Source organism: Paenibacillus sp. P13VS (genome assembly GCF_015143645.1).
Taxonomy (GTDB): domain Bacteria; phylum Bacillota; class Bacilli; order Paenibacillales; family Paenibacillaceae; genus Paenibacillus; species Paenibacillus xylanilyticus_A.
In genome coordinates this window covers 314,285-340,200 of the sequence record NZ_WYEV01000003.1, presented here as the reverse complement: position 1 = coordinate 340,200, position 25,916 = coordinate 314,285, and the positions used below count along the sequence as shown (strand labels likewise).

Genomic DNA, 25,916 nt, shown 5'->3' with positions numbered 1-25,916 from the left:
AAAATTGGTTTAGCTTGTATGCAAAATACAATTCTAAATATTTACTTCAAATTGTGAATTATTTAAATTTCGGCAGTTCGTCTCTTGTAATGACATTTGATGCGCTGTATAAGGTTTGAATTTGTGCATTGGTGTTGTTGTTAAAGGTAAGTTCTGCCCAACTCATGACGAAGGTCCATCTAGGCTGAGCGGATAGTTGGCTTACCGTAGGTAGCTTGGCGCATTCACCGATGGCAATCGGCTTGCTTCCGGCTACGCTCAAAGCATTGTTATACTTTGCTGTCGTGAAACCATCGCTGTTATAAATGTCCACGGAGAAAATATCCCAGTAGTCATTACCAGGATTATAGGTACCCCAATTCAAGTCCAGATCCTGCATATTCCATACCCAAACGAGGTTCGTTAACCCTTTCGTGTTGACCAAATAATCCTTTGTCAGTCGGTATAAAGCTGCTGTTCCATTCGTGTCGGGACGGCCTGCCCACCAGAAGATGCTCTGATTCATTTCGTGAAAAGGTCGGAAAAGTACTGTAACACCATTATCCTCGAGATACTGCAAATATTGGGCGTAATTGTCCAGGCGTGCCTTCCAGGCTTTATTCAGCGTTCCGCCGTTCGTAATCAAATCCGTCCACTGAGCATCGGTAAGTTCGCTAACGACACCCCCATCCCAACTTCCAACATCTGATTGCGTGGGCGGCGTCACGTGCATCATAAGCTGAACGATCGACCCGCTGTCCCATTGTCGTTTGGCCTCATAAATCATGTTCCATCGGTTGTTGACATCGTCGGAGGAGAATAAAAGATCACCGCTCCACAGTCCCGGATAACGGCCAGTAATACCATAGACGGTATTCGTTTGCTGGGCTGGTGATGAATTCGGTTCGCGGTTATGAATCCCGATAATTGTCTGGGAGCCGCTGATGTTCTTAATGTAGTCCAGGACACCGACCGCTTGTACCCCATAGATCTCGAACTCGTATAGCGAGAAACCATAGGATGTAGCCCTCTCGATGCAGTACACTTTCACATAGCGCGCAGTTACCGGAGTGAAGTTTATCGTATTATTTCCACCGTTAGCACTGTAATTCGAATAAACGGTCGTCCAAGATGAATTGTCCGTAGAGGTTTGAATTTGAAACTGGCTGGCGTAAGCCGCCTCCCAACGAAGGATGACGCTTGCGACGCTTTGCGAGGAGCCGAGGTCGACGATGATATATTGTGGATTGGAGTATGCGGAAGACCACCTCGTATTCCCGTTCGCATCTGTTGCGTTAGCCCCGAAATACGTGCTCTCTGTCGAGGAAACCGTCACCGGTTTATTATAGGCGAGATTGACAGGAGCAGCTTTTGCTTGAGGGAGCGATTGAGTGGTGAGAAATACAGTGAGCGCAGTAAAGATTAACATCGCTCGCTTGAGTACTTTGAGTAGCATGTTTTGTCCTCCTTAATAAGGATTTCGGCATGGATTCTCTTCATTCTTATGAACCGTACCATCACCTCTTTCTGAAGAAACTAGCAAATACACGCCTCCCTGTTTTTTTGAAAGCGCTTCAAACAACGCGAGTATAGCACATCTAAGAAACATAAGTAAACAAATATAAATAAAAATAAAATTGTTGAATTAAACAGTTAATTACTTTAAATTGATTATGAGATTTATTGTCAATACATTCGTTCACAAGGAAGGGAGGCCAGGGTAACACTTTCTGATGGGTATTATGTTGTTTTCCTCAACGAACCGAGAGATAGGAAAGACTAATACGATTAAAAAAGGAGAGAGTCATGTACAAAATTGCACAAGCAAAAAGAATTACATCGCTTCTAGTTGCCTTCATGCTTTTATTCGGGTCCATAATGCCTGGCGGAAGATATTGGGGGGCGGTAGAGGTACAAGCTGAAAAAGCGAATCTGATCATAAACGGGAATTTTGAGAGTGGTGACTTAAGTGGATGGGACACAAACGGCAGCTCCAAATTCGTAGTCACGGAGGCAGAAAAGTACAGTGGGACATTCGGACTTCAAATCTCCGGACCACAAAACTGGAACGGCATTCAGTACACGACAGAGGTGGAGCCCAATACGGATTACTCCTTATCATTTTACGGCAAGGGAGCCGGTGGAGCGGCGTATAAGATTATATCGGGAGCGGATGAAGCGACGATTCTCGAGCAATACACCTTCACGGAGTCGGATTGGACCTTGTATAAGGCTGATTTCAATAGTGGGAAACATACATTGGTGAAGCTCTATATTTCCGACACAATTGAAACCGCTTACTACGACGATATTGTTCTCTCCCAAGCGGACAGAGGGGCGGAAGACCTTGGATCGAAACAAGAACTATCCCAACTAGACTCTGCTACTTCTGTGAAAAGTACAGTAACGAATGGCGGCTTTGAAACTGGTGATATTTCCAACTGGAATACCGGAGGAAGTACGAAGTTTACGGTCACTAATGCAGTTTATCGCAATGGCCAATATGCATTGCAGATTGAGGCGACGAGCCAGGATTACACAGGTATAAAAAATACTGTTGCCGTAGAGCCAGATACCGATTATGTGTTGACTTTTTATGCTAAAGGAGCAGGAGGTTCTTATTTCAAGGTCCTATCGGCAGCTGACGAATTGACCATTAAAGAATCGCAAACATCAGCCTCGACAAATTGGAAGAAGGTCAGCCTTCCCTTTAATAGCGGAATGCATTCCAGCATAATCATTTATGTTTCCGATATGGTGGGCACGGCGTACTTCGACGATTTTGCTGTAAGTCCTGCAGCTGCTCCAGATGTGCCTGGAGCGAGCACCGTTATGATCGCAGGTGATGCTAAAGTAACGTCGACACTAACCGGCTCGTACACGTACACTCATCCAAGTAATGTGGAGGAGGCCCATTCGATTTATACCTGGCTAATGTCGGATACAGTCGATGGCGAGTATACGAAAATTCCAGGCAGCTATACGCTCAACACCTACAAATTAACAGACGCTCACATCGGCAAGTTTATTAAATTCCAGGTAACACCGCTCGATAACGAGGGTGTTAGAGGGGCGGCGGTGCAAAGCGAAGCGATCGGTCCAATTGCTAAGGTTGGTGCGCGACATGAGCTGGTTTACAAGATCAGTCTTGCCAAGCAGATGTTAGAGGAGTCGAAGCAGGGCACTGGAATCGGTCAGTATCCTGAATCGGCTTGGAATGCAATGGTGAAGGCTATTGAGGAGGCTGAGACGCTGGCCAATGAGGCTAAGGTCGAAGAAGAAGTGTTGCTAAACGAAAAGTCGAACTTGGCTGCCGCCATGAACAGCTTTGACAAAGCCCGTATCACGAAGCCTTCACCGCTCAAGAACTTTATTACCACGAATGGCGATAAGATAATGGATGGAGATCGGGAGCTAAGATTCATTTCCTACAACTATCCCGGCGCACTCTTTAACGAGGACGAGGCAGGAGGTATTATGCCAACAGCCTTTGAGCAGGAGGATGCAATTCGCACGATTCAACAATCGGGCGGGAAAGTATTTCGGGCATACTCACTAACGGTCAAACAGCCGGATCAAGCTGACGATACGGTGCGTCATATCGTAGGTCCAGGCGTGCTGAACGAAGAAGCATTTCTTTCTATGGATAAGCTATTGGAATTGGCCAATCAGTATGGCGTACGAGTTATCATTCCATTTATCGACCATTGGAGTTGGCCGCCTGGAGGCGTTTCCGATTTTGCCGCTTTCCGTGGGATTACCGATACTGATGCAACCCGCAAAGCCTTCTACACCGACGAGCAACTTCGCGATGATTTCAAACTGACAATGGATAAGATACTTAATCGAGTCAATACGCTTACGGGTGTCCGATATAAGGATGACCCTGCAATTCTGGCCTGGGAGACTGGCAATGAGCTGATGGTTGCCCCGGATTGGGAAGCGGACATTGCCGCTCACTATAAAAGCATTAATGAGAACCAGTTGTTTGTGGCGGGAAATCTTATCGAGTACCCGTCTGGCTCAAGCTCACATGGGTACAAGAACGTGACTACTGAAGCGCTGACTGACCCAAATTACGATATTGTGAAAAGCCATTACTACAGCGGGAATTATGTTGCCAGAACAAAAGCAGACAAAGCGCTGGCCGGCAATAAGAAGCCATTCATCGTCGGTGAGTTCGGCTTTAAGCCGACGCAAGAGGTGGAAGCGATGCTGGATGAAGTGATTGATAGTGGTGCTTCCGGCGCGATGATTTGGAGTTTACGGCCTCATAGTATGAATGGCGGCTTCATTCGGCATTCGGAGTATGATCCAGGTGACGGGATTGTGTATAGTGCCTACCACTGGCCTGGGATGCCGTCCGGCGACTATCAGGACGAAACGAACGTCATGCGTGTTGTGCGTGAGAAAGCTTACGCTATTGATGGCCTTACCGTGCCCCAGTTGCCACTGCCCGAACCAGCGCCCCAGTTGTTAGCGACTGACTCAATATCTAAGCTCAGCTGGCGGGGATCTACAGGAGCAAGCTCGTACATCGTAGAACGCGCAGAGCAGGCATTAGGTCCATGGTCGATAGTCGGAGATCAGGTGCTCGATGATGTTCAGCCTGGAGAAAATATGTTTAGCGATCGGACAGCCGAAACCGGGAAATCGTACTATTACCGAGTGAAGGGCGTAAACAGCAGCGGCGAGAGCGAATATTCGAACGTTATCGGACCGATAGTTACCAAGCATCTTCTCATCGATGTTATGGAGGACCAGTCGAAGCAATATTATACCGATAAAGAGTCTATCGTGTATCGTATGCCGGGATCTGTCCTCTCATTTAAAATCCGTGCATCATCCGAAGCATTTTCCTTCTATCTGTCTAAAGACGGTATTCAGTATACGAAAATAACGCCAGATTGGGATGGCAAAAGCTATCACTTCTCGAACGTACAATTGCCGGATGCCGATCATCTCAAAATCCGTTTCCCGAATGGGAATCCGGAAGCTGGACAACTGCTAAACGTACAAATTGAATATCGTGGAGACGGTAGTCTGCTGACGCCAGTTCAGCCATTGATTACTTCTGGGGTCATCTCCGATGAGATGGAGAATCTGTCAAATATGTCCCAGCATAGTGATAATGTGGCTTTCGACCATACGAGCGCCGAACTAGCTGGCGGCGATGCATCGCGCCTAGTTCGGACCGATGAGGAGGAGGCTTATATCGTATACCGCAGCGTTGCGGATATGAACAGCATCAAGCTTGAAACGTACCAGCCGGAGCAAGCGGTGGACAATGATCTTTTTGAACTGTACGGTTCAGCGGATGGCATTAAATATGCCGAATTGACAGCTGAAATCCGGTCACTTGGTGGACAGTGGTATAAAACGAACTATGGGATCTCCGATTTGCCGACTGGGATCAAGTTCGTAAAGATTGTTTATCCATCAGGTGTTGCAGGAATACAGTTCCCTCAAATTAGTCGCCTCCAGATTGGTGTCGGTGATGGAAGCGTTTCGTTCCCGGCTGTAGCCCCAGCAAGTATCATCGATAATGGGGAGTATTACGGCGGAGAGAGCCAGTTAGTAGATCGAGCATACAACGTAGATCCTGCCGGCGGAGAGGTTAGTCTAGCACTGGATCAGAACATCAAAATTGCTGGAAACTACGGATTAAAGACCACCTTCCAGATGGGAGAAAAAAGCTTCGTCAGTATTACAAAGGAGCTTAGCCAAGCAGACCGCAGCACCTTTGATACCCTTCAATTCTGGGTGAAGCCCGATGGTGACAATCGCAACTTGACAGTTCAGCTGGGGACCGAGGATGGGCAAATATGGTCGAAGGATACTGTTATTTCGGGGACAAAGGCCGTATATGTGAATCTGCCGATCGGAAACAGTATTGACATGACAAAGTTGAGCACATTCAAGCTAATCGTCCGTAAAGGCGAAGGTAGTGCAGAAGGGTCCATCACGTTAGATGATATCCAGTTTGTTCAAACGCGGATTATCGATGATTTCGATTCGTATAAAAACGAGTCAGAATTTACACAAAGGTACAACAAAACAAACCCTTCAGGCAATCTTTCCTTATCCTTGGACCGGGATATGAAGGTTTCAGGTCAGCATAGCATGCAGATGGACTACAATTTCCGAGCCGACGGCTATGGAGGAGTCATTACGTCTCTTCCACATCTAGACTGGTCGGATTATGACAAGATCCGGCTGTGGGTGCAGCCAAACGGTTCGCTGATCAGCTTGACCGTTCAAGTGCGGATGGGATCCGGCGTCTACATGGAGGCTAGAGTCGAGCTGGATGGCGGAACAGAAGGAAAGTTCATCGATATTCCGTTCTCAGAGTTTGAATATCCTGCCTGGTACGGAGGTAATTCAGGCACCTTAGATCCAAGAGATATGACAGAGTTTAATTTGTATCTCGGACAGATTGCCGATACGACATCCTCTACAGGATCTATTTTCATCGATCAGATTGAGCTGGTTAAAAAAGCGGTTCCGGTTTCCGGTATGACGCTTAATAAGACAGAGCTGAAACTGAAAAAGGGAAATATGGAGCGATTAACAGCGGCTATAGTCCCTGCCGATGCAACGAATAGGGTTGTCGCTTGGTCCTCCAGCAACCCAGCAGTCGCTAAAGTCGGTGGCGATGGCATGGTCAGCGCGTTAAGCGTTGGCAAAACAGAAATCACTGCTTTAACAGAGGATGGTGGGTTTACGGCGAAAGCTGTAGTAACGGTAATGGAATCGAGTGATCCACACAATCAATCATCCGGACAGGTGCCGACAGGTGAGCCCGGTTCATCCGACGAACTGGACGAACACAGCCAAGGCGGTGTCATTAAAATTCCTGCCAAAGCGGGAGAGGAAGGTGTGGCTGTTGCAAAAATTAGCGAAGCCGAGCTTAAGAAGGCGATAGATCTGGCTTTGAGTCAGGGCATTTCGATCCAAGTCATACCAACGGCTGGTGCTTCTAAAGTGAGCCTCGTCCTTCCGGTGCAGCATTTCCTTCATCGTGAAGATATGAAAGAGATCAAAGTGGACCTGGGTCTTGCTGCAGTTTCGATTCCTCGAAGTTTGCTTGAGTCGCAAGGTGGAGCAGATGTTTCGGAAATAGTGTTGACTGTAATCTCAACGCTCCGTCCAGAGCTGAGAAATAACGGAGCCATGTCCATTCCTGGTCCTATGCTTGATTTCACCTTCACGGTTGATGGGAAGCAAATTCATACTTTTGATGGCGAGGAGATTGTATTCTCTATTCCATATTCGGCAAGTGATAATATTCATACAAATCAAATCGTTGTCGTTAATATGAACGGAACGGGTAAACTCCATGTCGTAAAGAACGGCAAATATAATTTAAATACAGGAAAAGTTGATTTTAAAGCGAGCGATTTCAGTCAATATGCGGCAGCGTATAAGATAGTATCGTTTACCGATGTATCTGGCGTAACGTGGGCAGTGGATGCTATTAATATGCTTGCAGCACGGGACATCATCCAAGGCTATGGTAAGGGACTGTTTAAACCGGACAATTCACTGACACGAGCCGAATTCATGCACATGCTCATAAACGCGCTTGATCTGTATGATGAAACAGCAGTCAGCTCGTTTAATGACGTTCAGCCGGGAGTGTGGTATACCCGTTCCATAGCCACCGCCGAGAAGCTTGGCATCACAAACGGCATAGGGGGCACGGAGTTCGGGGTTAAAGACCGGATTACCCGACAGGACGCCGCTGTTATGTTAAACCGCGCCATGGCATCAATGAAGATTGAAGGAGGTCAACAACAAACAAAGGAATTGGCAGACGAAGCGGAAATTAGTGGCTATGCGATAGAAGCTGTTCATGCAGCCGAGCAAGCCGGCTTAATCATGGGTCTACCAAAAGGTACATTTATGCCCAAGGCTACGGTAACGAGAGCCGAAGCAGCAGTTATGACCTACCGACTCTTTATAAAACTATAGTTATGAATAAGATAAGAGCAAGCCTCAATTAGAGAGCTTGCTCTTTTAATGTAAATAAATCACAACTTGACTAAGAGAGAAACCGTTTTTCTAGACAAGAGAAATAATGTTTATTAAACTTTATGAAACATGTTAAAAAACGTTGAATTAAATATATAATTATGTTAACATCAACAATGTAAACGATACCAATCTAAACATCGAGGGGGATTTACAATGAAGAAAGTTGCTTTGCTGTTCACTACCGCAATCTTATTCAGCGGACTTTTGGCTGGTTGCAGCGGGAGTAAAGAAATAGTGGACAAAGAGAAGAATACCGCTACTGGCAGCGAAATCAGCGGAACGATTACCTTCCTGACCAATCGTACCGACATGATCGACAAGGAATATGTAGATTACGCCGCGCGATTCAAGGAAAAGTATCCGAATGCTGAGGTTAAGTTTGAAGCAGTAACGGATCTCGATAAGACGACGAAAATCCGTATTGCTTCTGGAGAGTTTCCGGATGTCGTGCTGGTTCCGACCATTCCAAACAGCGACCTGCCGAAATATTTTGCACCGCTTGATGATTTAGGGCTTAACGATCGCATTTATTTTAAAGATTACAAAGCCTTCGAGGGCAAGGTCTATGGTATTTCAGCAGGAGGGAGCACAACGGGGATCATTTATAACAAGAAGGCGTTTGCCGATGCGGGGATCACCTCCGTTCCGAAGACGCTTGATGAATTCTACGCGGCAAGCGAGAAGTTGAAAGAAGAGGGCATCGTTCCACTCGCCTCTAACTTCAAGGATCAATGGACGTTGTATCCATGGGCATCCGAGCTACCGTCCTCAATCGCCGGCGACGCCAATCTGAATAACGACCGCGTAAACACCGATACGCCGTATACGATGGACAATCCTTACGGTCAAGCGATGACGATCATCCGTACAATGTATGAGAAAGGCTACCTGGAACCCGATATCAATTCCACAAACTGGGAGCAATCCAAGAAAGATATTGTAAGCGGCAAGTTTGCGATGTACTTGCTGGGGAACTGGGTCATTCCGCAGGTAATTGAAAGCGGTACAACGTCTGATAATGTTGGATTCTTCCCGATGCCGTACGACAATTCTGGTAATACCAATGTTGCACTCGCGCCCGACTGGGCATACGGCGTAAATAAGGACAGCGAGAATCTGGCCACAGCGAAGGCATTCGTGAAATGGATGGTTGAAGAGTCTGGGTTTGACGATTTTGCAGGATTTATCCCCGTATTGAAGGATAAGGAGCCAAGCGTATCGCAACTGACGGAATTTAACAGCTTTAGCCCGACCTACATTGAAGCGGTATCGGACACGAATGAAAGCACCGCTATCGTCAATAAGGCACAGATCGTGAAGGAATCGATCGTGCAGGAGTTCGTGCTCGCTAAGGACCCACAGGAAGTGCTGAATAAATACAATGAAGCGTGGGCCAAAGCAAAACAAGCTGTGAGCAAGTAAGGCAACAAAAATGAATAGTCAATTTTAAAATACTATTGCAAAGCGGGTTATCTGAACATAAAGAGATAACCCCTTCAATAAAAAGACCTAGAAAGCGGAATGGAGTGGAATTATGGGAGGCCTTTCGTATCGCACGCAACGATGGCTGGTAATGGTAGGATTTTTGGCCGTTCCGCTAACCCTGCTCGTTATGCTCACCTATTATCCTGCGGTAAAACTGCTCATGCAGAGCTTCACCGACTGGGATGGGATTAGTTCGGAGAGCGCATGGATCGGCTGGGAGAACTATAAAGAAATTTTCACGAATCCTGATTTGTTCGGCGTTTTTATTCATCAAATTCCGTACGTATTTGTAGGTATCATTCAAAACATTATCGCGATATTGTTTGCCATAATCCTGAATTCAAAATTAAAAGGAAGAAATTTCTTTCGAGTGATATTGTTTTTACCGTTTATTATGAACGCTGTCGCCGTTGCTTTCATGTTCCAATATGTGCTTGATACGACGAACGGTTCACTTAACGGGTTGCTTGGTGCAATCGGTCTTGAATCGTTACAGCAAAGCTGGCTAGGGAATGAATCTATTGTCAATTACTCGCTGGCATCCATCGGATTCTGGCGGTTTATGGGCTATAACATGGTCATTTATCTCGCTGCCCTGCAGTCCATCCCTGGTGACATGTACGAGGCAGCAAAAATCGACGGGGCAAACCGCTTGCAGACGATTTGGCATCTGACCCTGCCGAACCTGACAAAAATCATTCAACTCAACATGTTCTTGACGATCAGCGGAGCGCTTGCCGTCTTCGACTTGCCATTCGTGCTGACCAAAGGCGGTCCAGCTGGGGCGAGTGAAACGTTCTTGCTTAAAACGATCGAGACTGCGTTCCAGTTCAATAATTTCGGATTGGCTTCGGCCATGAGTATCGTGTTGCTCCTTCTGACCGTCATCATTCTGACCGTTCAAAACGTCGTTATCAATCGGAGAGGGGAGAATTAATCATGACTGGAAAACGATTTGACCCTGTTCAGTTGATCAAATACGTGCTGCTACTAGTCGCTGTTTTCATTGTGCTGTTTCCCCCTTACATCGTTTTAGTAAACGCCTTTAAGGGAGAAGATGAAGGTTCGAGTCCGTTTGCTCTACCGGCGAGTTTTTTGAATTTCGACAACTTTGCCGCAGTGTTCGAACGGGCTGACTTAGGCCATGCTTTTCTAAATACACTGGTTATTACTATCGCCTCCCTCGCTGGTAACATCGTTCTGGGGACCATGGTTGCTTATGTGCTTGGGAGAATTGAGTTTCGGGGCAAGCAGATCATTCTGGGTGGATTTTTATTTGCGACGCTAATCCCGACGATTACGACCCAGGTCGTAGTGTTTTCTCTACTGCAGGGATTAGGATTATACAACACGCTCTATGCTCCAATTCTGCTATTCATTGGGGCAGATGTTATCCAGATTTATATTTACCTGCAATTCATTAAGAATATCCCCTACGAGTTGGACGAAAGCGCCATGATGGACGGTGCAAGCTTGTTTCGGATTTATCGCTCGGTTATTATTCCGCTGCTTGGGCCTGCGACGGCCACGCTCGTTATCTTGAAAACGATCAACATTTATAACGAGCTCTATATTCCGTTTCTATATATGCCTAAGCAAGAGCTGGTCGTTGTCTCGACCTCGATCATGCGCTTTGCTGGCAATAACCAAGCGCAATGGGGAAATATTTGCGCGGCGATTTTGCTTATCATGATTCCGACTGTCGTGTTGTATTTGTTTTTGCAAAAACACATTTTTTCCGGCGTCACCAGTGGCGCGGTAAAGGGATAGGAGTTAGGGATGACGAAAGAAGCGAGATTAAAGCATGAAATGGGTGAGGAGCTTAACCGGATTTTGACCTTTTGGAGAGACAAGATTCTGGATCCTGAATCCGGCCGGTTTCATGGAAGACTCAATGAAGAATCGATCCCTGAGGAAGGAGCGCCGCTCGGGCTGGTGCTCAGCGCCCGGCTTTTGTGGACGTTTGCACGCGCATACCGGCACGATGGTAAGACTGAAAATTTGGTCATCGCCGAAAAGGCACTGCAAATCCTCGAGAATGACTTCCGCGATGTAGAGTACGGCGGATACTATTGGACGGTAGACAGTAACGGTAAACCATTAAATCAGCGTAAGCAGGTGTACGGACAAGCATTCGTACTCTATGCAATCTCCGAATACGCACTCGCTGTCGGGAAATCACAAATATGGTCTCCTAGGATCGCATCTTTAATCGACGTCGTTGAGCGAAGCTTTGATCCAATTCATAACGGGTATTATGAAGCTTTTACTCGCGATTGGAAGCTTGAAGAAGATCTACGGTTAAGCGAGCACGACATGAATGAAAGCAAGTCAATGAATACACATCTTCATATAATGGAGGCATATACGAATGCCTACCGGGTATGGCCGTCCAGCATAGTACGCATCCGACTGAAAAATTTGATTCAATTGACGATTAATCGGATTCTTTCTGTTTCAGACGGTCATTTCAAACTGTTTTTTGACGAACGTTGGTCGAGTAAGTCGGACCGGATATCTTATGGCCACGACATTGAAGGCAGCTGGCTTCTTTGTGAAGCAGCAGAGGTGCTCGGCGATGAGGAGTTGTTGGCCCATTCACAGGCAGTAGCTCTTCGGATGGCTGATGCTGTGCTACACGAAGGCGTTGATCAAGACGGAGCGTTGTGGAATGAATCCGGACCAGCCGGTTTGATCGATCGCGATAAAGATTGGTGGCCACAAGCTGAAGCGGTAATCGGTTTTTTTAACGCATGGCAGCTAACAGGAAATGATGCGTACTTCAATGCGGCAGAGCGCGCATGGTCTTTCATCTATACCTATTTGCGAGATGAAAAATTCGGCGAGTGGCATTGGAAGGTGAACGAGCAGGGAGTTCCCTATCCCGGGCTTCCGAAAGTGAACGAATGGAAATGCCCGTATCACAATAGCAGAGCTTGCTTCGAGATTTTTACTAGGGTGACAGACTTATAAATAAAAAAATAAGCGTAGAGGAGAGTTACAATGGAGAAATCTTTTTTCAAACAACGTTACGAGGCTGTGCATACCGAATGGAAGCAAACGGTTGAACGAAAGAATGAGCCAGTACTTGAAGGAAACGGTATTTACGAACGCTATATGTTCCCAGTGCTAACGAATAAGCATATTCCACCGTTCTGGCGCTACGACCTAAACCCCGAGAGAAATCCGTATTTTATGGAGCGAATTGGCGTGAATTGCGTGTTTAATCCGGGTGCGATTTTCTTAAACGGCAAATTCTTTCTGGTGGCGCGTGTAGAAGGAACGGACCGGAAATCATTCTTCGCTATTGCAGAGAGCGATAACGGCATTGACGGATTCACTTTCTGGGATCATCCAGTTGTACTTCCAGAGACGGAGGAGCCGGACACAAACGTTTATGATATGCGACTGGTCAAGCATGAGGATGGCTATATTTACGGACTATTCTGCACTGAGCGCAAGGATCCGAATGCCCTGCTTAGTGATCTGTCTAGTGCTGTTGCACAGTGCGGAATCGCCCGCACGAAAGATCTGAAAACATGGGAGCGGCTTCCTGACCTGAAATCATGTTCAGCACAGCAACGCAATGTTGTCCTACACCCAGAATTTATCGATGGGAAATACGCTTTCTATACGAGACCGCAAGATGGATTTATCGATACGGGTTCAGGCGGGGGGATTGGTTGGGGGCTGTCGGCCTCAATCGAGGAAGCGATTATAGAAGAAGAAATCATTATCGATGAGCGCCAGTACCATACGATTAAGGAAGTGAAGAATGGACAAGGGCCAGCCCCAATTAAAACAACCGAGGGCTGGCTTCATATCGCACATGGTGTTCGTAATACGGCAGCTGGTTTGAGGTATGTACTATACGCATTTATGACCGACCTTAACGAGCCGTGGAAACCAATCTATTCTCCAGGCGGCCATCTGCTTGCACCTGAAGGGGAAGAGCGTATCGGCGATGTGTCCAATGTCGTCTTCAGCAATGGTTTGGTCGTCCAGGATAACGGTGACGTGTTCCTGTATTATGCCTCTTCAGATACGCGCTGCCATGTGGCCACTACGACGGTTAACCGGTTGGTCGATTATGTGAAGCATACACCACAGGATCCGCTTAGCTCCTATGCATGCATGCAGCAGCGTATAGACCTGATTGACCGAAATCTGGAATTCCTAGACAGCGGGAGAGCTTAGAGATGGAGACGGGTAAAATTTCGGACGTGTGTTTTCTCTCCAAGATGCAATGGGAGCTTAAGGGCTTCTGGCCCTGGGTTCCGGTGAAAGGGACAAGTATGGAGATTGGTAACGAGCTGATGGGTGTGACGGACTGGATCCCGGCAACCGTCCCTGGAGGCGTACATGTCGATCTTTTCCAAGCTGGGTTGATCGATAACCCATACCGGGATTTAGCCAGCACACACTGTGAATGGGTGGAAAATAGGTGGTGGGTCTACCGCACCGTTTTCACTGCGCCGGCGCTTGCAGGTGAGGCCTATGAACTGATATGCAAAGGGTTGGATTATGAGGCGCTCGTTTACTGGAATGGTATTCTGCTCGGGGAACATCATGGAATGTACGAGCCGGCTGTATTCAATGTAACGGACGGATTTAGACCGGAAGTAACTGTCGAACTCTTAATAGTGCTCAAGCATGCGCCGGATGAAATGGGGCAAATCGGGAAGACCAGCGAAACGTTCACACAAAAAAGCCGATTCAATTATAAATGGGATTTTTCCACTCGTCTCGTCAATGTCGGCATCTGGGACGATATTGTGCTGGTCGCGAGACAGCGGTATGCCATTGAGGAGCTTTCGGTGACGACGAATACAGAAGGTGAGCTAGGGCTTGTACGCGTTGACGCCGTCGTGAAAGCCTACGGTGAAGGCCTCGGATTGGTCATGACAACGGCAGAACTGACTGCGCCTGATGGCAAGATCGTGGCATCCAAACAGAATTGGATCAAACCAGGGGAATCATTCTCACATACATTTGTCGTTGAATCGCCGGATTTATGGTATCCAAACGGTTATGGAGAGCAGCCATTATATAACATGAAGATCGAGCTAGAGCAAAATGGCACTGTATATGATTCGCGGCAACTCCGGACCGGTATCCGTAAACTCGCATACGACTTAAACGAGAACAGTCCTGTGGATGCGCTGCCTTACACATTCGTCGTTAATGGCCGGAAGATCTATATCAAAGGAGCAAACCTTACCCCACTAGACCATATGTACGGGAACGTTGACAAAGCTCGCTATGACTGGATTGTACAGATGGCAAAGGAAGGTAATCTGAATTTGCTTCGTATCTGGGGCGGGGGAATAATAGAGAAATCATTCTTATACGAGCTTTGCGACGAAATGGGGATTTTAATCTGGCAGGAGTTTATCCAATCTAGCTCGGGAATTGATAACGAACCGTCTAAGAAGCCAACATTTCTTGAGCTGCTTTCCCGGAACGCTGTCTATGCGCTACGTGAACGTCGCAATCATGTATGTCTTACGGTCTGGAGTGGCGGAAACGAATTGATGAGTGCGCCTAACGTCCCTTCCAATTATGAGGACAGCAATTTGGCTATGCTGCGTAAGCTCGTTGCCGAGTACGATCCAGGCCGGCTATTCCTTCCGACGTCGGCCTCCGGCCCTGTGCAATATATTACCGAGGAGCGCGGGGTCAGTCACGACGTACACGGCCATTGGAAGTATATGAACAATCCGGACCATTATCGGATCTATGGAGGGGCTGACCATCTATTCCACAGTGAGTTCGGAGTCGACGGATTGAGCGGACTTAAGAGCATTCGAAAGTTTTTGAACCCCCGCTACCAGCGGCCGGTGTCGATGAAAGACTGTATTGTGTGGCGTCATCATGGTGAGTGGTGGGATACGTACGACCGGGATTTGGAGCTGTTTGGGAAACTAGATACGCTAGAAAGTTTCGTGGATTGCAGCCAGTGGATACAAGCAGAGGGGCTTCGCTACATTCTCGAAGCGAACCGGAGAAGGAAATTCGAGAACAGCGGTAGCATCATTTGGCAATTGAACGAGCCATGGCCCAACGTAAGCTGTACGAACCTGATCGATTACTATAACGAGCCAAAGATGGCCTATTATTGGGTGTCTGAAACCTTCCGTATGCGGCGAGCCAGCTTAGATTACAGTGCCCTTCATGCGGAAGTTGGAGAAAAGCAGGAGTTTCCTGTATATGTTAGCACTGACGGAGAGTCTGCCGACTGTACGGTAATCGCGGATGTACTCGATAGCCGCGGTCAGCTCATTCATCAGCAAACCTTCTCCGGAAGGTCCCAAGCCGATCAATCCCTTTTCCTGGGTATGCTAAACGTTCAAGTGCCTCAAACCGTTGACGGGCTGTTTTATGTACGCTTATCGATTGGCATAAACGCCGAGATCGTACAACAGCAGACAGATCCGTACATATTCTCGACCGCAGGCAAACATGTGTACGCAAGTTCGTTAAAGCTGAGTGACGGCAAGCTTGAAGCTGAGCCAGCGAATACTTGGCAGTTGAGTTGCTCAGAGACGTTAGAGCGAAGTTTTACCGTTCGCAATACAGGTAGTGAAGCGTTGCTTCATGTGTATCCGACGGAATGTACAGACTTGTATTGGATGAAAGCGGACCATGCATACTTTACATTGTTCCCAGGAGAAGAGCGGCACATAAAGGTCCACTGTAAGAGAAAGACTGACGAGTTGTTTACGGAGTCATCTGGCTTAAGCGAGCACCGGGAGCCGGAGATCGAATTTTCATATTTCCATGCGGCTGCAAGGCAGCAGGAGCAACTTAATAAGGCGGGAAAATACCTATGATCAATCAACAATTTGTAACAAGAGTCGGATCAAGGCTTATGCTTTCGGGACAGCCGTTCCGTTTCGCGGGGCCGAATATTTATTGGCTTGGTCTGGATGAAAATGTGAACGGAATTGACTGGCCTTCGCCTTTCCGTGTGACGAATGCGCTAGATACGGCAATCGAGATGGGAGCTACCGTTGTGCGGTCACATACGCTTGGCGCATCGCACGGGTGTGAGAAGGCGTTGTCACCGACGCTTGGCGAATATAACGAAGAGGCTTTCCGGCGTGTTGACTTTGCGATAAAAGAAGCTGGCGTGAGAGGACTCAAGCTCATTATCCCCTTTGTTTGCAATTGGCATTACTATCATGGCGGCCGAAAGACATTTACAAACTGGCACAGGTTGGACGATGAGAACGCCTTCTATACCAATAACCAAGTAATCGCCGACTTTGAAGCATACATCGCTACACTGCTGAACCGAGTCAATAGCTATACCGGGGTTGCTTACAAGGAAGACCCGACGATTATGGCTTGGGAGCTAGGCAATGAGCTAAATCATGCTCCCATTGAATGGGTTCGGCGAATTACCCGCCATATAAAGTCGCTGGACTCTAATCATTTAGTGGCACATGGTAAGCAATTCAAGTTGGATTCTGATAAGCTTCAGATCGAGGAAATCGATATTCTTGATGTTCACTATTATCCTGCGAAAGCACAGGAATTGTTAGATGACGCGGCAGCGGTCGCGGCTGCCGGCAAGGTGTATATAGCCGGCGAATTCGGCTGGCCGGACGGTGATCTTAAGGCGTTCCTGATTGCGGCGGAGGAGCAGAGCCATGTGTCGGGCACTTTATTCTGGTCGCTGTTCGGCCATCATGATCGAGGGGGTTATGTACAGCACTTCGACGGATTTGCGGTTCATTATCCGGGCATCGGCGTGAATGATGAAATATTTGACCGGATAAAGGCGTTACGAACGCATGCGTACCGGATGAGCGACCGTTCTTTGCCGGCTGAGTTGATCCCTGAACGCCCAGTCATCCTCAATGCGGACCGTGGATGCATCACGTTTCGAGGCGTAGTAGGGGCTGCCTATTATACGGTGGAGAGATCGTTGACAGGAGAGGAGGGCAGCTGGCAGACGATTTATGACAAGCGGTCTGCCGACCATTCCAGGCAGTGGATCGACCCGACACGCGTCCAGTCGACATCGGCGTTTTACCGGGTAAAAGCAATTAATGTGGCCGGGATGGCAGGTGATTATTCGGAAGTTATTCATTCAGCGCCTTTCTAAATATCGTTATAGTGAAGGGAAGTTTGCGAAGCTCCAAAAAAATAAGATGGTTTGTGGGTGGAACTGAGGAGCAAAGCATTCAGCATTCACAAGGCCCAAGGGATAATTGTACTTTTCCCTTGGGCCTCTCATTTTATTTTAGGTTGTGCAATGCATAACTTAAAAAGTTGAAAAAAGTTTAAAAAAGCCTTATGTTTATAGTATACATTTTGCGTGGAGGACCATAGTGATGAAGAAAGTTACGCTACAGATGATTGCAGATAAATTGGAGGTTTCGAAAGCTTTAGTATCCAAAGCGCTGTCTAACGATTCAGCTGTTAATGAAGGAACGAGAGAGACGATATGGCGGACTGCTGAAGAAATGGGCTACCGTTTAAAGCTCTCACGTAAGACGGTACCTTCCTCGCGCACAGGAAATCTGGCCGTTCTCATGCCTCGAGCGTATTTAGACGACATGGAATATTGGGGTAAAGTGCTACATGGCATCGAAAAGGAATTGATGGAACATAACTTTAGTATGATCCTTTCTACAATTGATATTTCGCTTTCCCCGAAGGAGGGGCTTCCCTCTAGCATCCACGAAGGCAAAGTTGATGGAGCGATCGTGATGGGGCATTTACCGGATAGTTATATTAACCAGTTGCGGGATAATGATTTTCCTTTTGTGATGGTCGATGCGAATTTGCTTGATCCATCCGTTGATCATGTTTTAGCGAATAACTACCTTGGAGCCTATCAAGCCACGAAACACCTGCTGGAGGCTGGTCATACTCGAATTGCTTATGTAGGGGACGAAGATACTTCATGGAGCTTCCGTGAGCGTAGTCGCGGTTTTGAGGAAGCAATCCGTACTTTTAATCGTAGTAAAGGACTCCAAATATCTGGATTGAAAATTGAAGGCGTCGGTGTAAGTGGTAACGGGATGTATGTGACCCCGGAATTCCCTAATGTGCTCAAGGAGCATACTACGAATGAGCATCCCGTTACAGCATTATTCTGCGCGAACGACCTCACGGCTTTTGAGGCTTTGCGTTTCATGCGTGAGTGGGGAATTACGTGTCCGGAGAATATATCAGTCATTGGTTTTGATGATCTCACCTTAACCGAAATCATGCAGCCGCGACTGACAACGGTTCGCGTTCCGAAATTGGAAATTGGGTGTCGTGCTGCTGAGCTTATTCTTCGAAGGATTAATGATTCGGATGCGGTTGCAGAGCATGTGTTGCTTTCTGCAGAGCTCGTAGAACGCGCCTCGGTAAATAAATATAACAGTTAATGAAAATGCCTGCGTAGCACGTAAATTGTGCGAAGCGGGCTATATTTATATATGGGGCCAATAGCTGAGCACCGGAAGTAGGGAACCTGTCGCGGGACAAGAACATGGTCCCATTAAAGTCGCTACCTGGTAAAGACATCAAACTGTCGCGGGACAAGAACATTGTTCCATTCAAAGTCGCTTATATAGCGGCTTTTTTGCTTTAAGGAACTAAATTCTTGTCCCTTGCTGAGGACAAGAACATTGTGTCATTTCCGATTAGGTAAGTATCTAAAAATAGTATCATGTCGAGGGACAAGAACATGGTCCCATTGAAAGTCGCTATTTTAGCGGCTTTTTTATTTTATCGGTACAAGTTCTTGTCTCGAGCAAAGGACAAGAACTTGTACCGATTACCGGAATGGACAAGAACATAGTCCGATTACCGATTAGACGTACATCTAAATGATTAACGCTTGGTCTTAAAACATCATTAAGTACCATGATACATAAATGTGATCACTTTGTTATGGAACAACTGTCACTATGAGAGGTTGAACACGGGCGGCTAGGTATTAGTTTCATGATTGAAGTAGACTGAGAATCGACTTTTTTACTATAAAAGAAAAATATGTCGAAAAACGATTACTTTTGAATGATGGAAATATGAATAAAATGCATCATTATGTATTTATTTTATCTATTAAAATTGATACATATTGATCATGATTTAACTCTTTATTAGATGGTAAGATTACCCTCTAGTTTAAGTAAATAGGAGATGAACGAATGTTATTAAGAAAGTTTATGGGTGCAGTACTATCATTGTCATTATTTGCAGGTGTAGCCGGGGTTCAGGTTTATGCTGAGGCTTCAGACGAAGGTATTAAAGTAGAACAATTCGTTTTTACCGAAACAAATTCTGAACAAAAAACAGTAACATCCGATACGTATGAAGATTTTTATGTAGTTCCAGTTGATAGTCTGTCGGATGGTCAATTAACTGCTGATCAATTAGCGGAGTCAAAGATTGCATGGGCAGCTGGTGTATACTTTATACCTGGTGTGGGTGAAGTGGCATTGTTAGCTACTGGGGCTGTTGTTGTGGGAGGGGCTACCTATTACGCAGGATCAGCAATCTATAACAAAGTCAAAGCGTATTTTACAGAAAAAGATGCTGCTGCTGCAGAAGTTGCAGCCGAAAAGGCTTATCAAGACGCAAAGAAAAACGGTACAAAAGCTGGTACTCACACAGACAAGTACCCACCGTTCAATAAACTAAATACTAAAGGAAAACCCCGCTCTTCTGAGGACCTTTATGATGCCAAAGGGTTGAAACAACGTAGATATTATGATAAAAATGGAGATGCAGATGAAGACATTGACTATGACCACTCCAATGGCGATGGAACACACACATTCCCACATCGACACAAATGGGTGAATGGTCGGAGATACTAGGTGATAATATGAATGAAACTTACGAACAAATCATTGAGTTTATTTGGCAGCAAAGAGAAATAGAATTTGTTTACAAGGATAAACCCTATGCTTTCTTATCAAGTAAAGATGGATTTATATTAGTTTGTGAAAATAAAACTCAAGGTCCTGTATTTGAGAAATATGATCAAATGGTAAATGAGAGTGAAATAGACGGAAAAACATTTTTAGAGCTCTTCAAGAATGGTGAGATCACAATCACAGCCGTAATGTGAAAACTGCAAACTATAATTATTAAAAAAAGGGCATATGAAAATGAAAGATCCACCGCTATGTCGAGGGATAAGAACATATTCCTATTGAAGTCGCTTTTTTAGCGGCTTTTTTTATTTTATCGGTACAAGTTCTTGCCCCAAGCCAAGGACAAGAACATAGCGATTACCGATTAGATGTACACCTAAATAATGAACGCGTGGTCATAAAATCTCATTAAGTACGATAATACATGAAAGTGCCCGCTTTGTTATGGAACAGCTGTAACTATGAAAGGTCAAGACGGGCGGCTAGATATTTAGCGTAAATCCTGTGATCAAATATTGAAGGAAGAACATTCATCTGCAAAGCAAAGAAAGCAGCTAGATACCATGATGAACGAGCTCGAGGCAGGAGATGTCGTCGTTGTTACGCGGTTATTCTCCCTAGTTGACTCTACAAGACATCTTGCTGATCTACTGAAGGAATTTCAACAACGGGAGGCCCATCTGTACTCTCTAAATGAAAATTTGAATACCAAGACAGTTCTGGTCGTATTTTTCTGGAGCATGTGAAGGCTTTACTTGATTTCCAAGGAGATTTAAGTAGTGAAAGTACAAAAAAGGGATGGGTGAAGCGAAGGAAAAGGGGACGAAGTTAGGTCGTCCTCGTAAATTAGATGGGAATGTAATGAAGGCGATGCAAATGTATGAAAGTAAAGAGTACAGTCTTGCTGAAATACGTGAAGAAACCGGAATCAGCAAAACAACGCTGTATCGATATCTGGATAAGTAAGTATGTGTTATAACGCTCATAGTGGTAGAAAACAATCATTAGCCAGCTGAGCTGATCTTTTAACAGTATGATAAGGAAATTATAATGAGGTAATTGTTACGAGTTTAAGAGGGAGGGCCGATAACTATATGGGCTCCTTTTGAGTTTTCTAAACTTATCACAGTTGATACAGCCTGACGTAGAAGTGAAATGAATATAGTAATGCTCACCGGAGAAAGCTGAGTTGTTCACCTATTTGTAGCTTTAAATAGGTAGTATAAACTGGGATGTAGGAAGCAAAAACAACTTAATGAACTCTTTAGTTAGAAATAGATTTCCTGCCACTGGTAATCAAAAAAGTTTTATACACTAGGTAAGTTGAGATCACAGAATAATTTTCATCTAAATACTTGCAATTTGCAAATAAATAATTATAATGAATGAGTACATATACAGTGATGGAACGAAATAAGCGGTCCAAACGGTAATTTTTGCAACGGGTTACCAATCCAATGTTTCGTATATTGATGCTGTCGGTGAGTTGGATAGTCAAGGAGAACCCCGGCAAAAAAACGGAATCAGCAAGACAGTATCCGGGCTCTATTTTGTAGGACTGTCTGGGCAGCGTTCCTTTGCATCAGCCACACTTCGTGGTGTAGGACCTGATGCTGAGTATGTAGTCAAGCATATCCGAAACAAATTAAAAAAGCAGGTTAAACATAATAGTTGCAATATGCAAATAAATTGAATATAATGGATTTCAAGAGGTGATCAAATTGCCAGATAACCAAAGTCCAAGAGAGTTATTACAAATCATGGTACGTCGCTTCGGCTTGTTGGATAAAAACTGTTGCATGGTTGGAGAGCAGGAAATCTCTTTGATTCAGAGTCATATCCTATATGAAATCGACCACCAACATGAGTCGTCCATGCAACAAATCGCCGAAACACTTGCGATGGATATTACGACCTTTAGTCGCCAAATACAGACGTTGGTTAAGAAAAATCTCGTTCGAAAAACACCTCTTCCGGATGATCGGAGAGTGTACATTCTTAGTTTAACGGTAGAAGGAAAATTTGTAGCGACGGCTATAGATCATCGCATGAATACTCACCTGGAAGAGGTTTTTTCTTTTATGACGGAAACGGAAAAGGAAATCGTTATTCAATCCGTTAAGCTACTGAATGAGAGCATGCTAAAATCGAAAATGTGCTGTACACCGCTGGGGTGATGAACTGCATTACCCCGTTACATCGCTCATATACTTGTAATTTGCAAATAAATACAAACCAATTACTGGAGGTCATTTGAAATGAAAAACATTGAATTCAAACAAGTTGAGTCCTGCTGTGTTCCCACGTTGGAGAAAAAGCAAATCTCCCTTCGAGAGCCTGTAAACCAGGATGATTTAAATCATTTGCCTGTAGCTATCATCGGTTCTGGACCTATTGGACTGGCAGCAGCAGCACATCTGATCGAAGCAAGTCAACCCTTTATTGTTCTTGAAGCGGGGACGAAAGTAGGTGAGAACATTTCCAAATGGGGCCATGTTCGTCTGTTCTCACCATGGCAGTATAACGTGGATAAAGCGGCAGGACGATTGTTAACCAAGAAGGGTTGGGTTGCCCCAGATCCAGAGAAATTACCGACAGGGCATGAGCTGCGTGATCTATATTTGCTCCCGCTTGCAAAACTTCCGGAAATCGAGGCGGCGCTTCATTTAAATACACGTGTTGTGGGGATTAGTCGCAAAAATACAGACAAAATGAAAACCGTAGGCCGCGAGAAACAGCCTTTTATGATCTACGTTGAACAGGAAGGAAAGTCCAAGCGGTATGAGGCCAGAGCAGTGATTGATGCTTCAGGAACGTGGGGGCATGCTAACCCTGTACTTTCCAGCGGACTATGGATTCCAGAGGAGCAAGCTCTTCATGACCAAATATTCTATGGTATTCCGGATGTGTTAGGGAAAGATCGGGAGCGCTACACAGATAAACATATTGCTGTCGTTGGGGGTGGGCATTCGGCCTTGAATACATTACTCGATCTAGCCAGTCTACAAGAACAGAATTCCGGTATAAAACTGACTTGGATTATGAGAAGAGACCGGGTGGAGGAAGCCTATGGTGGAGAAGCGAATGATCAGCTGGAAGCCAGAGGTGAACTGGGAAGTCGAATTCATGAACTCGTTGATTCTGGAAAGGTCAACGTTGTTACGCCATTCCACATTCAGGAATTAAAGCAGGAAGGGAAATGGATTACCATCATTGGAGAGCAACGTGGTGATATTCAGGAAATAGCACTTGTGGATGAGATCATCGTGAATGCGGGAAGCCGACCTGATTTCTCATTCCTGAGAGAACTGCGACTCAGCATTGACCAGACTACCGAAAGTGTGGAGACTCTTGCTCCGTTAATCGATCCCAATGTTCACAGTTGCGGTACCGTTCGCCCCCATGGAGAGAAAGAGCTGCGTCACATGGAACAAGGATTGTATATTGTAGGCATGAAAAGTTATGGGCGTGCACCTACCTTTTTGATGGCTACTGGTTATGAACAGGTTCGATCCGTAGTTGCTTTTCTAGCAGGTGACCTGGAGGCAGCTGTAAAAGTAGAGCTAGATCTACCCGAGACCGGTGTATGCAGTGTGAATCGCCAACAAGTGCAGGCAGCCGAGAAAACAAGTGATTGTAGTACTTCTTGTTCCAATTGAATTGAAGAGAGTGTTGAACAAATGAAGCGTTGGTTCAGAACCAACGCTTTTCTCCTCTTTACTTCACATTTGAGATTGACTTCATGTTTTTTGTATTATAATATAAGCATGCACTTATATTTAGCGGAAGGAGGAAGTGAATTGGATTCTATACAAGAAGCAGCTGAAAAGCTAAAACTCCTTGGCGATAAAACACGCCTAACCATACTTACACTCCTCAAAGAACGTGAATGGTGCGTGTGTGAATTGGTAGAGATTTTGGAGATGTCACAACCAGGAGTTAGCCAGCATTTACGTAAGTTGAAGGATCAAAGCTTGGTGAAAGAGAATAAACGAGGCCAATGGGTATATTACTCTTTGAATGTAGAGAATACACCCTATATTAAGTCTGTCTTGGAATTTATGCCTGATGCGGCAACCATTTTGAAGTCGCTAAATAAAGAAGGTATTTCACCTATATGTTGAATTATTTTTGACCGAAATATAAGTATATTGTTATATACAAATATAAATGAAGAAGTACTGAAAGGGGGAGTATGTGTTTGTTTTTTACACTGTTAGCCTGCATTATCTTTTTAATTACGCTAGTCCTCGTCATCTGGCAGCCTAAAAACCTGTCCATTGGTTGGTCTGCTTGCGGCGGAGCAATCCTCGCTTTACTGGTGGGTGTGGTCAATCTTGAAGATGTATGGGATGTGACGCAAATCGTTTGGAATGCGACGCTTGCTTTTGTAGCGATCATTCTGATTTCGTTAATTCTGGATCGTATCGGCTTTTTCGAATGGGCTGCCTTACATATGGCCAAGGCGGCTCATGGCAATGGTGTCCGGATGTTTGTTTACGTCTCGATCCTGGGAGCTGTGGTTTCTGCCTTTTTTGCTAATGACGGAGGCGCATTGATTTTGACGCCGATTGTTCTAGCCATGGTACGCGCACTGAATTTCGATGAGAAAAAAGTGTTTCCATTTATTATTGCCAGCGGATTTATTGCGGATACGACCTCTTTGCCACTGGTTGTAAGTAACTTGGTCAACATTGTGTCTGCCGACTTCTTTGGCATTACCTTTATGGAGTATGCAGGAAGGATGTTCATTCCAAATTTGTTCTCACTGGCTGCAAGTATCGGTGTGCTGTATCTCTTTTTCAAAAAGAGTATTCCGAAACGCTTTGATGCCAGCGAACTGAAGGCCCCAGCAACAGCGATCAAAGATCTGAAGATGTTTCGGTTGTCATGGGTTGTCCTTGGTATACTGCTCATTGGTTACTTTGTGAGTGAGTTTGTCAATATTCCAGTATCCATCGTGGCCGGTGTGGTCGCCATATTCTTCCTATTTATGGCTACTCGTAGTTCGGCTGTGCCGATCAAAATCGTTGTTAAGGAAGCGCCGTGGGCGATCGTATTCTTCTCCATCGGCATGTATGTCGTGGTCTATGGTCTACGTAACGTGGGTCTGACCGATCTGCTGGCTGTAGTCATACAGGCCGTGGCCGATCAAGGCTTGTTTGCTGCAACGATTGGCATGGGCTTTATTGCTGCGATCATTTCATCTCTGATGAATAATATGCCCACCGTATTGATTGACGCACTTGCCATTGATGCAACGACCGCAACGGGAACTATTCGGGAGGCTCTCATCTATGCCAATATTATTGGCTCCGACCTAGGCCCTAAGATTACTCCGATAGGTTCACTGGCGACGCTGCTCTGGCTTCATGTGCTTAGTACCAAAGGCGTAAAAATTTCATGGGGCACTTACTTTAAGACAGGTATCATTATCACAATTCCGACTCTGCTTATTACGCTATTGGGTCTGTATCTGTGGTTAAGCATTCTATAAAAGTAATCTATAATTCAAACAACGAGGAG

The 25,916-nt window shown here is 45.6% G+C and carries 18 protein-coding genes; 17 read left to right on the top strand and 1 reads right to left on the bottom strand.

From position 1 onward, the window contains the following. Window positions 1-58 precede the first annotated feature (58 nt). Window positions 59-1,435: a glycosyl hydrolase gene (locus GUA98_RS06535; RefSeq protein WP_193722460.1), complete on the bottom strand. Its 1,377-nt coding sequence runs from the start codon at window positions 1,433-1,435 to the stop codon at window positions 59-61. A 350-nt stretch (window positions 1,436-1,785) separates the two neighbouring features. Here GUA98_RS06535 and GUA98_RS06530 point away from each other — a divergent pair, with 350 nt between their 5' ends. The 17 genes from GUA98_RS06530 (at window position 1,786) to GUA98_RS06455 (ending at window position 25,887) form a co-directional block, all read left to right on the top strand. Further along, window positions 1,786-7,953: an S-layer homology domain-containing protein gene (locus tag GUA98_RS06530; protein WP_193722459.1), complete on the top strand. Its 6,168-nt coding sequence runs from the start codon at window positions 1,786-1,788 to the stop codon at window positions 7,951-7,953. A 216-nt stretch (window positions 7,954-8,169) separates the two neighbouring features. Further along, the gene (locus GUA98_RS06525) at window positions 8,170-9,438 is read left to right on the top strand and encodes an ABC transporter substrate-binding protein (protein ID WP_193722458.1); all 1,269 of its coding nucleotides are present in this window, start codon (window positions 8,170-8,172) and stop codon (window positions 9,436-9,438) included. 112 nt (window positions 9,439-9,550) lie between these two features. Beyond that, window positions 9,551-10,438, top strand: a complete 888-nt coding sequence (locus GUA98_RS06520) for a carbohydrate ABC transporter permease (RefSeq protein ID WP_193722457.1) — start codon at window positions 9,551-9,553, stop codon at window positions 10,436-10,438. 2 nt (window positions 10,439-10,440) lie between these two features. Then, window positions 10,441-11,271: a carbohydrate ABC transporter permease gene (locus tag GUA98_RS06515; protein WP_193722456.1), complete on the top strand. Its 831-nt coding sequence runs from the start codon at window positions 10,441-10,443 to the stop codon at window positions 11,269-11,271. A gap of 9 nt (window positions 11,272-11,280) precedes the next feature. After that, window positions 11,281-12,474, top strand: coding sequence for an AGE family epimerase/isomerase (locus GUA98_RS06510; RefSeq protein WP_193722455.1), 1,194 nt, complete (start codon window positions 11,281-11,283; stop codon window positions 12,472-12,474). A gap of 30 nt (window positions 12,475-12,504) precedes the next feature. Next, window positions 12,505-13,698 (top strand): glycosidase, encoded by a 1,194-nt coding sequence (locus tag GUA98_RS06505; protein ID WP_193722454.1) that lies wholly within the window; start codon window positions 12,505-12,507, stop codon window positions 13,696-13,698. Between the two features lie 2 nt (window positions 13,699-13,700). After that, entirely contained in the window at window positions 13,701-16,334 is a 2,634-nt protein-coding gene (locus GUA98_RS06500; RefSeq protein WP_193722453.1) for a glycoside hydrolase family 2 protein, read from the top strand. After that, a complete protein-coding gene (locus GUA98_RS06495; RefSeq protein ID WP_193722452.1) occupies window positions 16,331-17,614 on the top strand; it encodes a cellulase family glycosylhydrolase in 1,284 nt (427 codons plus the stop codon). Before GUA98_RS06500 ends, GUA98_RS06495 begins: the two co-directional genes overlap by 4 nt. A 229-nt stretch (window positions 17,615-17,843) precedes the next feature. Continuing rightward, the gene (locus tag GUA98_RS06490) at window positions 17,844-18,890 is read left to right on the top strand and encodes a LacI family DNA-binding transcriptional regulator (RefSeq protein ID WP_193722451.1); all 1,047 of its coding nucleotides are present in this window, start codon (window positions 17,844-17,846) and stop codon (window positions 18,888-18,890) included. Window positions 18,891-19,658: 768 nt separating this feature from the next. After that, window positions 19,659-20,330, top strand: a complete 672-nt coding sequence (locus GUA98_RS06485) for a hypothetical protein (protein WP_193722888.1) — start codon at window positions 19,659-19,661, stop codon at window positions 20,328-20,330. A gap of 8 nt (window positions 20,331-20,338) precedes the next feature. Then, window positions 20,339-20,584, top strand: a complete 246-nt coding sequence (locus GUA98_RS06480; RefSeq protein ID WP_193722450.1) for a hypothetical protein — start codon at window positions 20,339-20,341, stop codon at window positions 20,582-20,584. A 321-nt stretch (window positions 20,585-20,905) separates the two neighbouring features. Next, window positions 20,906-21,136: a recombinase family protein gene (locus tag GUA98_RS29390; protein ID WP_227779451.1), complete on the top strand. Its 231-nt coding sequence runs from the start codon at window positions 20,906-20,908 to the stop codon at window positions 21,134-21,136. A 52-nt stretch (window positions 21,137-21,188) separates the two neighbouring features. Further along, complete coding sequence (locus GUA98_RS29385) at window positions 21,189-21,356, top strand: helix-turn-helix domain-containing protein (RefSeq protein WP_227779450.1); 168 nt, start codon at window positions 21,189-21,191, stop codon at window positions 21,354-21,356. 794 nt (window positions 21,357-22,150) lie between these two features. Continuing rightward, entirely contained in the window at window positions 22,151-22,567 is a 417-nt protein-coding gene (locus GUA98_RS06470; RefSeq protein ID WP_193722853.1) for a MarR family winged helix-turn-helix transcriptional regulator, read from the top strand. A gap of 81 nt (window positions 22,568-22,648) precedes the next feature. Then, on the top strand, window positions 22,649-24,049 hold the full coding sequence (locus tag GUA98_RS06465) for an NAD(P)-binding domain-containing protein (protein WP_193722449.1): 1,401 nt from the start codon (window positions 22,649-22,651) through the stop codon (window positions 24,047-24,049). A gap of 141 nt (window positions 24,050-24,190) precedes the next feature. Beyond that, window positions 24,191-24,514: an ArsR/SmtB family transcription factor gene (locus tag GUA98_RS06460; protein ID WP_227779449.1), complete on the top strand. Its 324-nt coding sequence runs from the start codon at window positions 24,191-24,193 to the stop codon at window positions 24,512-24,514. A gap of 77 nt (window positions 24,515-24,591) precedes the next feature. Beyond that, complete coding sequence (locus GUA98_RS06455) at window positions 24,592-25,887, top strand: arsenic transporter (protein ID WP_415752999.1); 1,296 nt, start codon at window positions 24,592-24,594, stop codon at window positions 25,885-25,887. The last annotated feature ends 29 nt before the right edge of the window (window positions 25,888-25,916 follow it).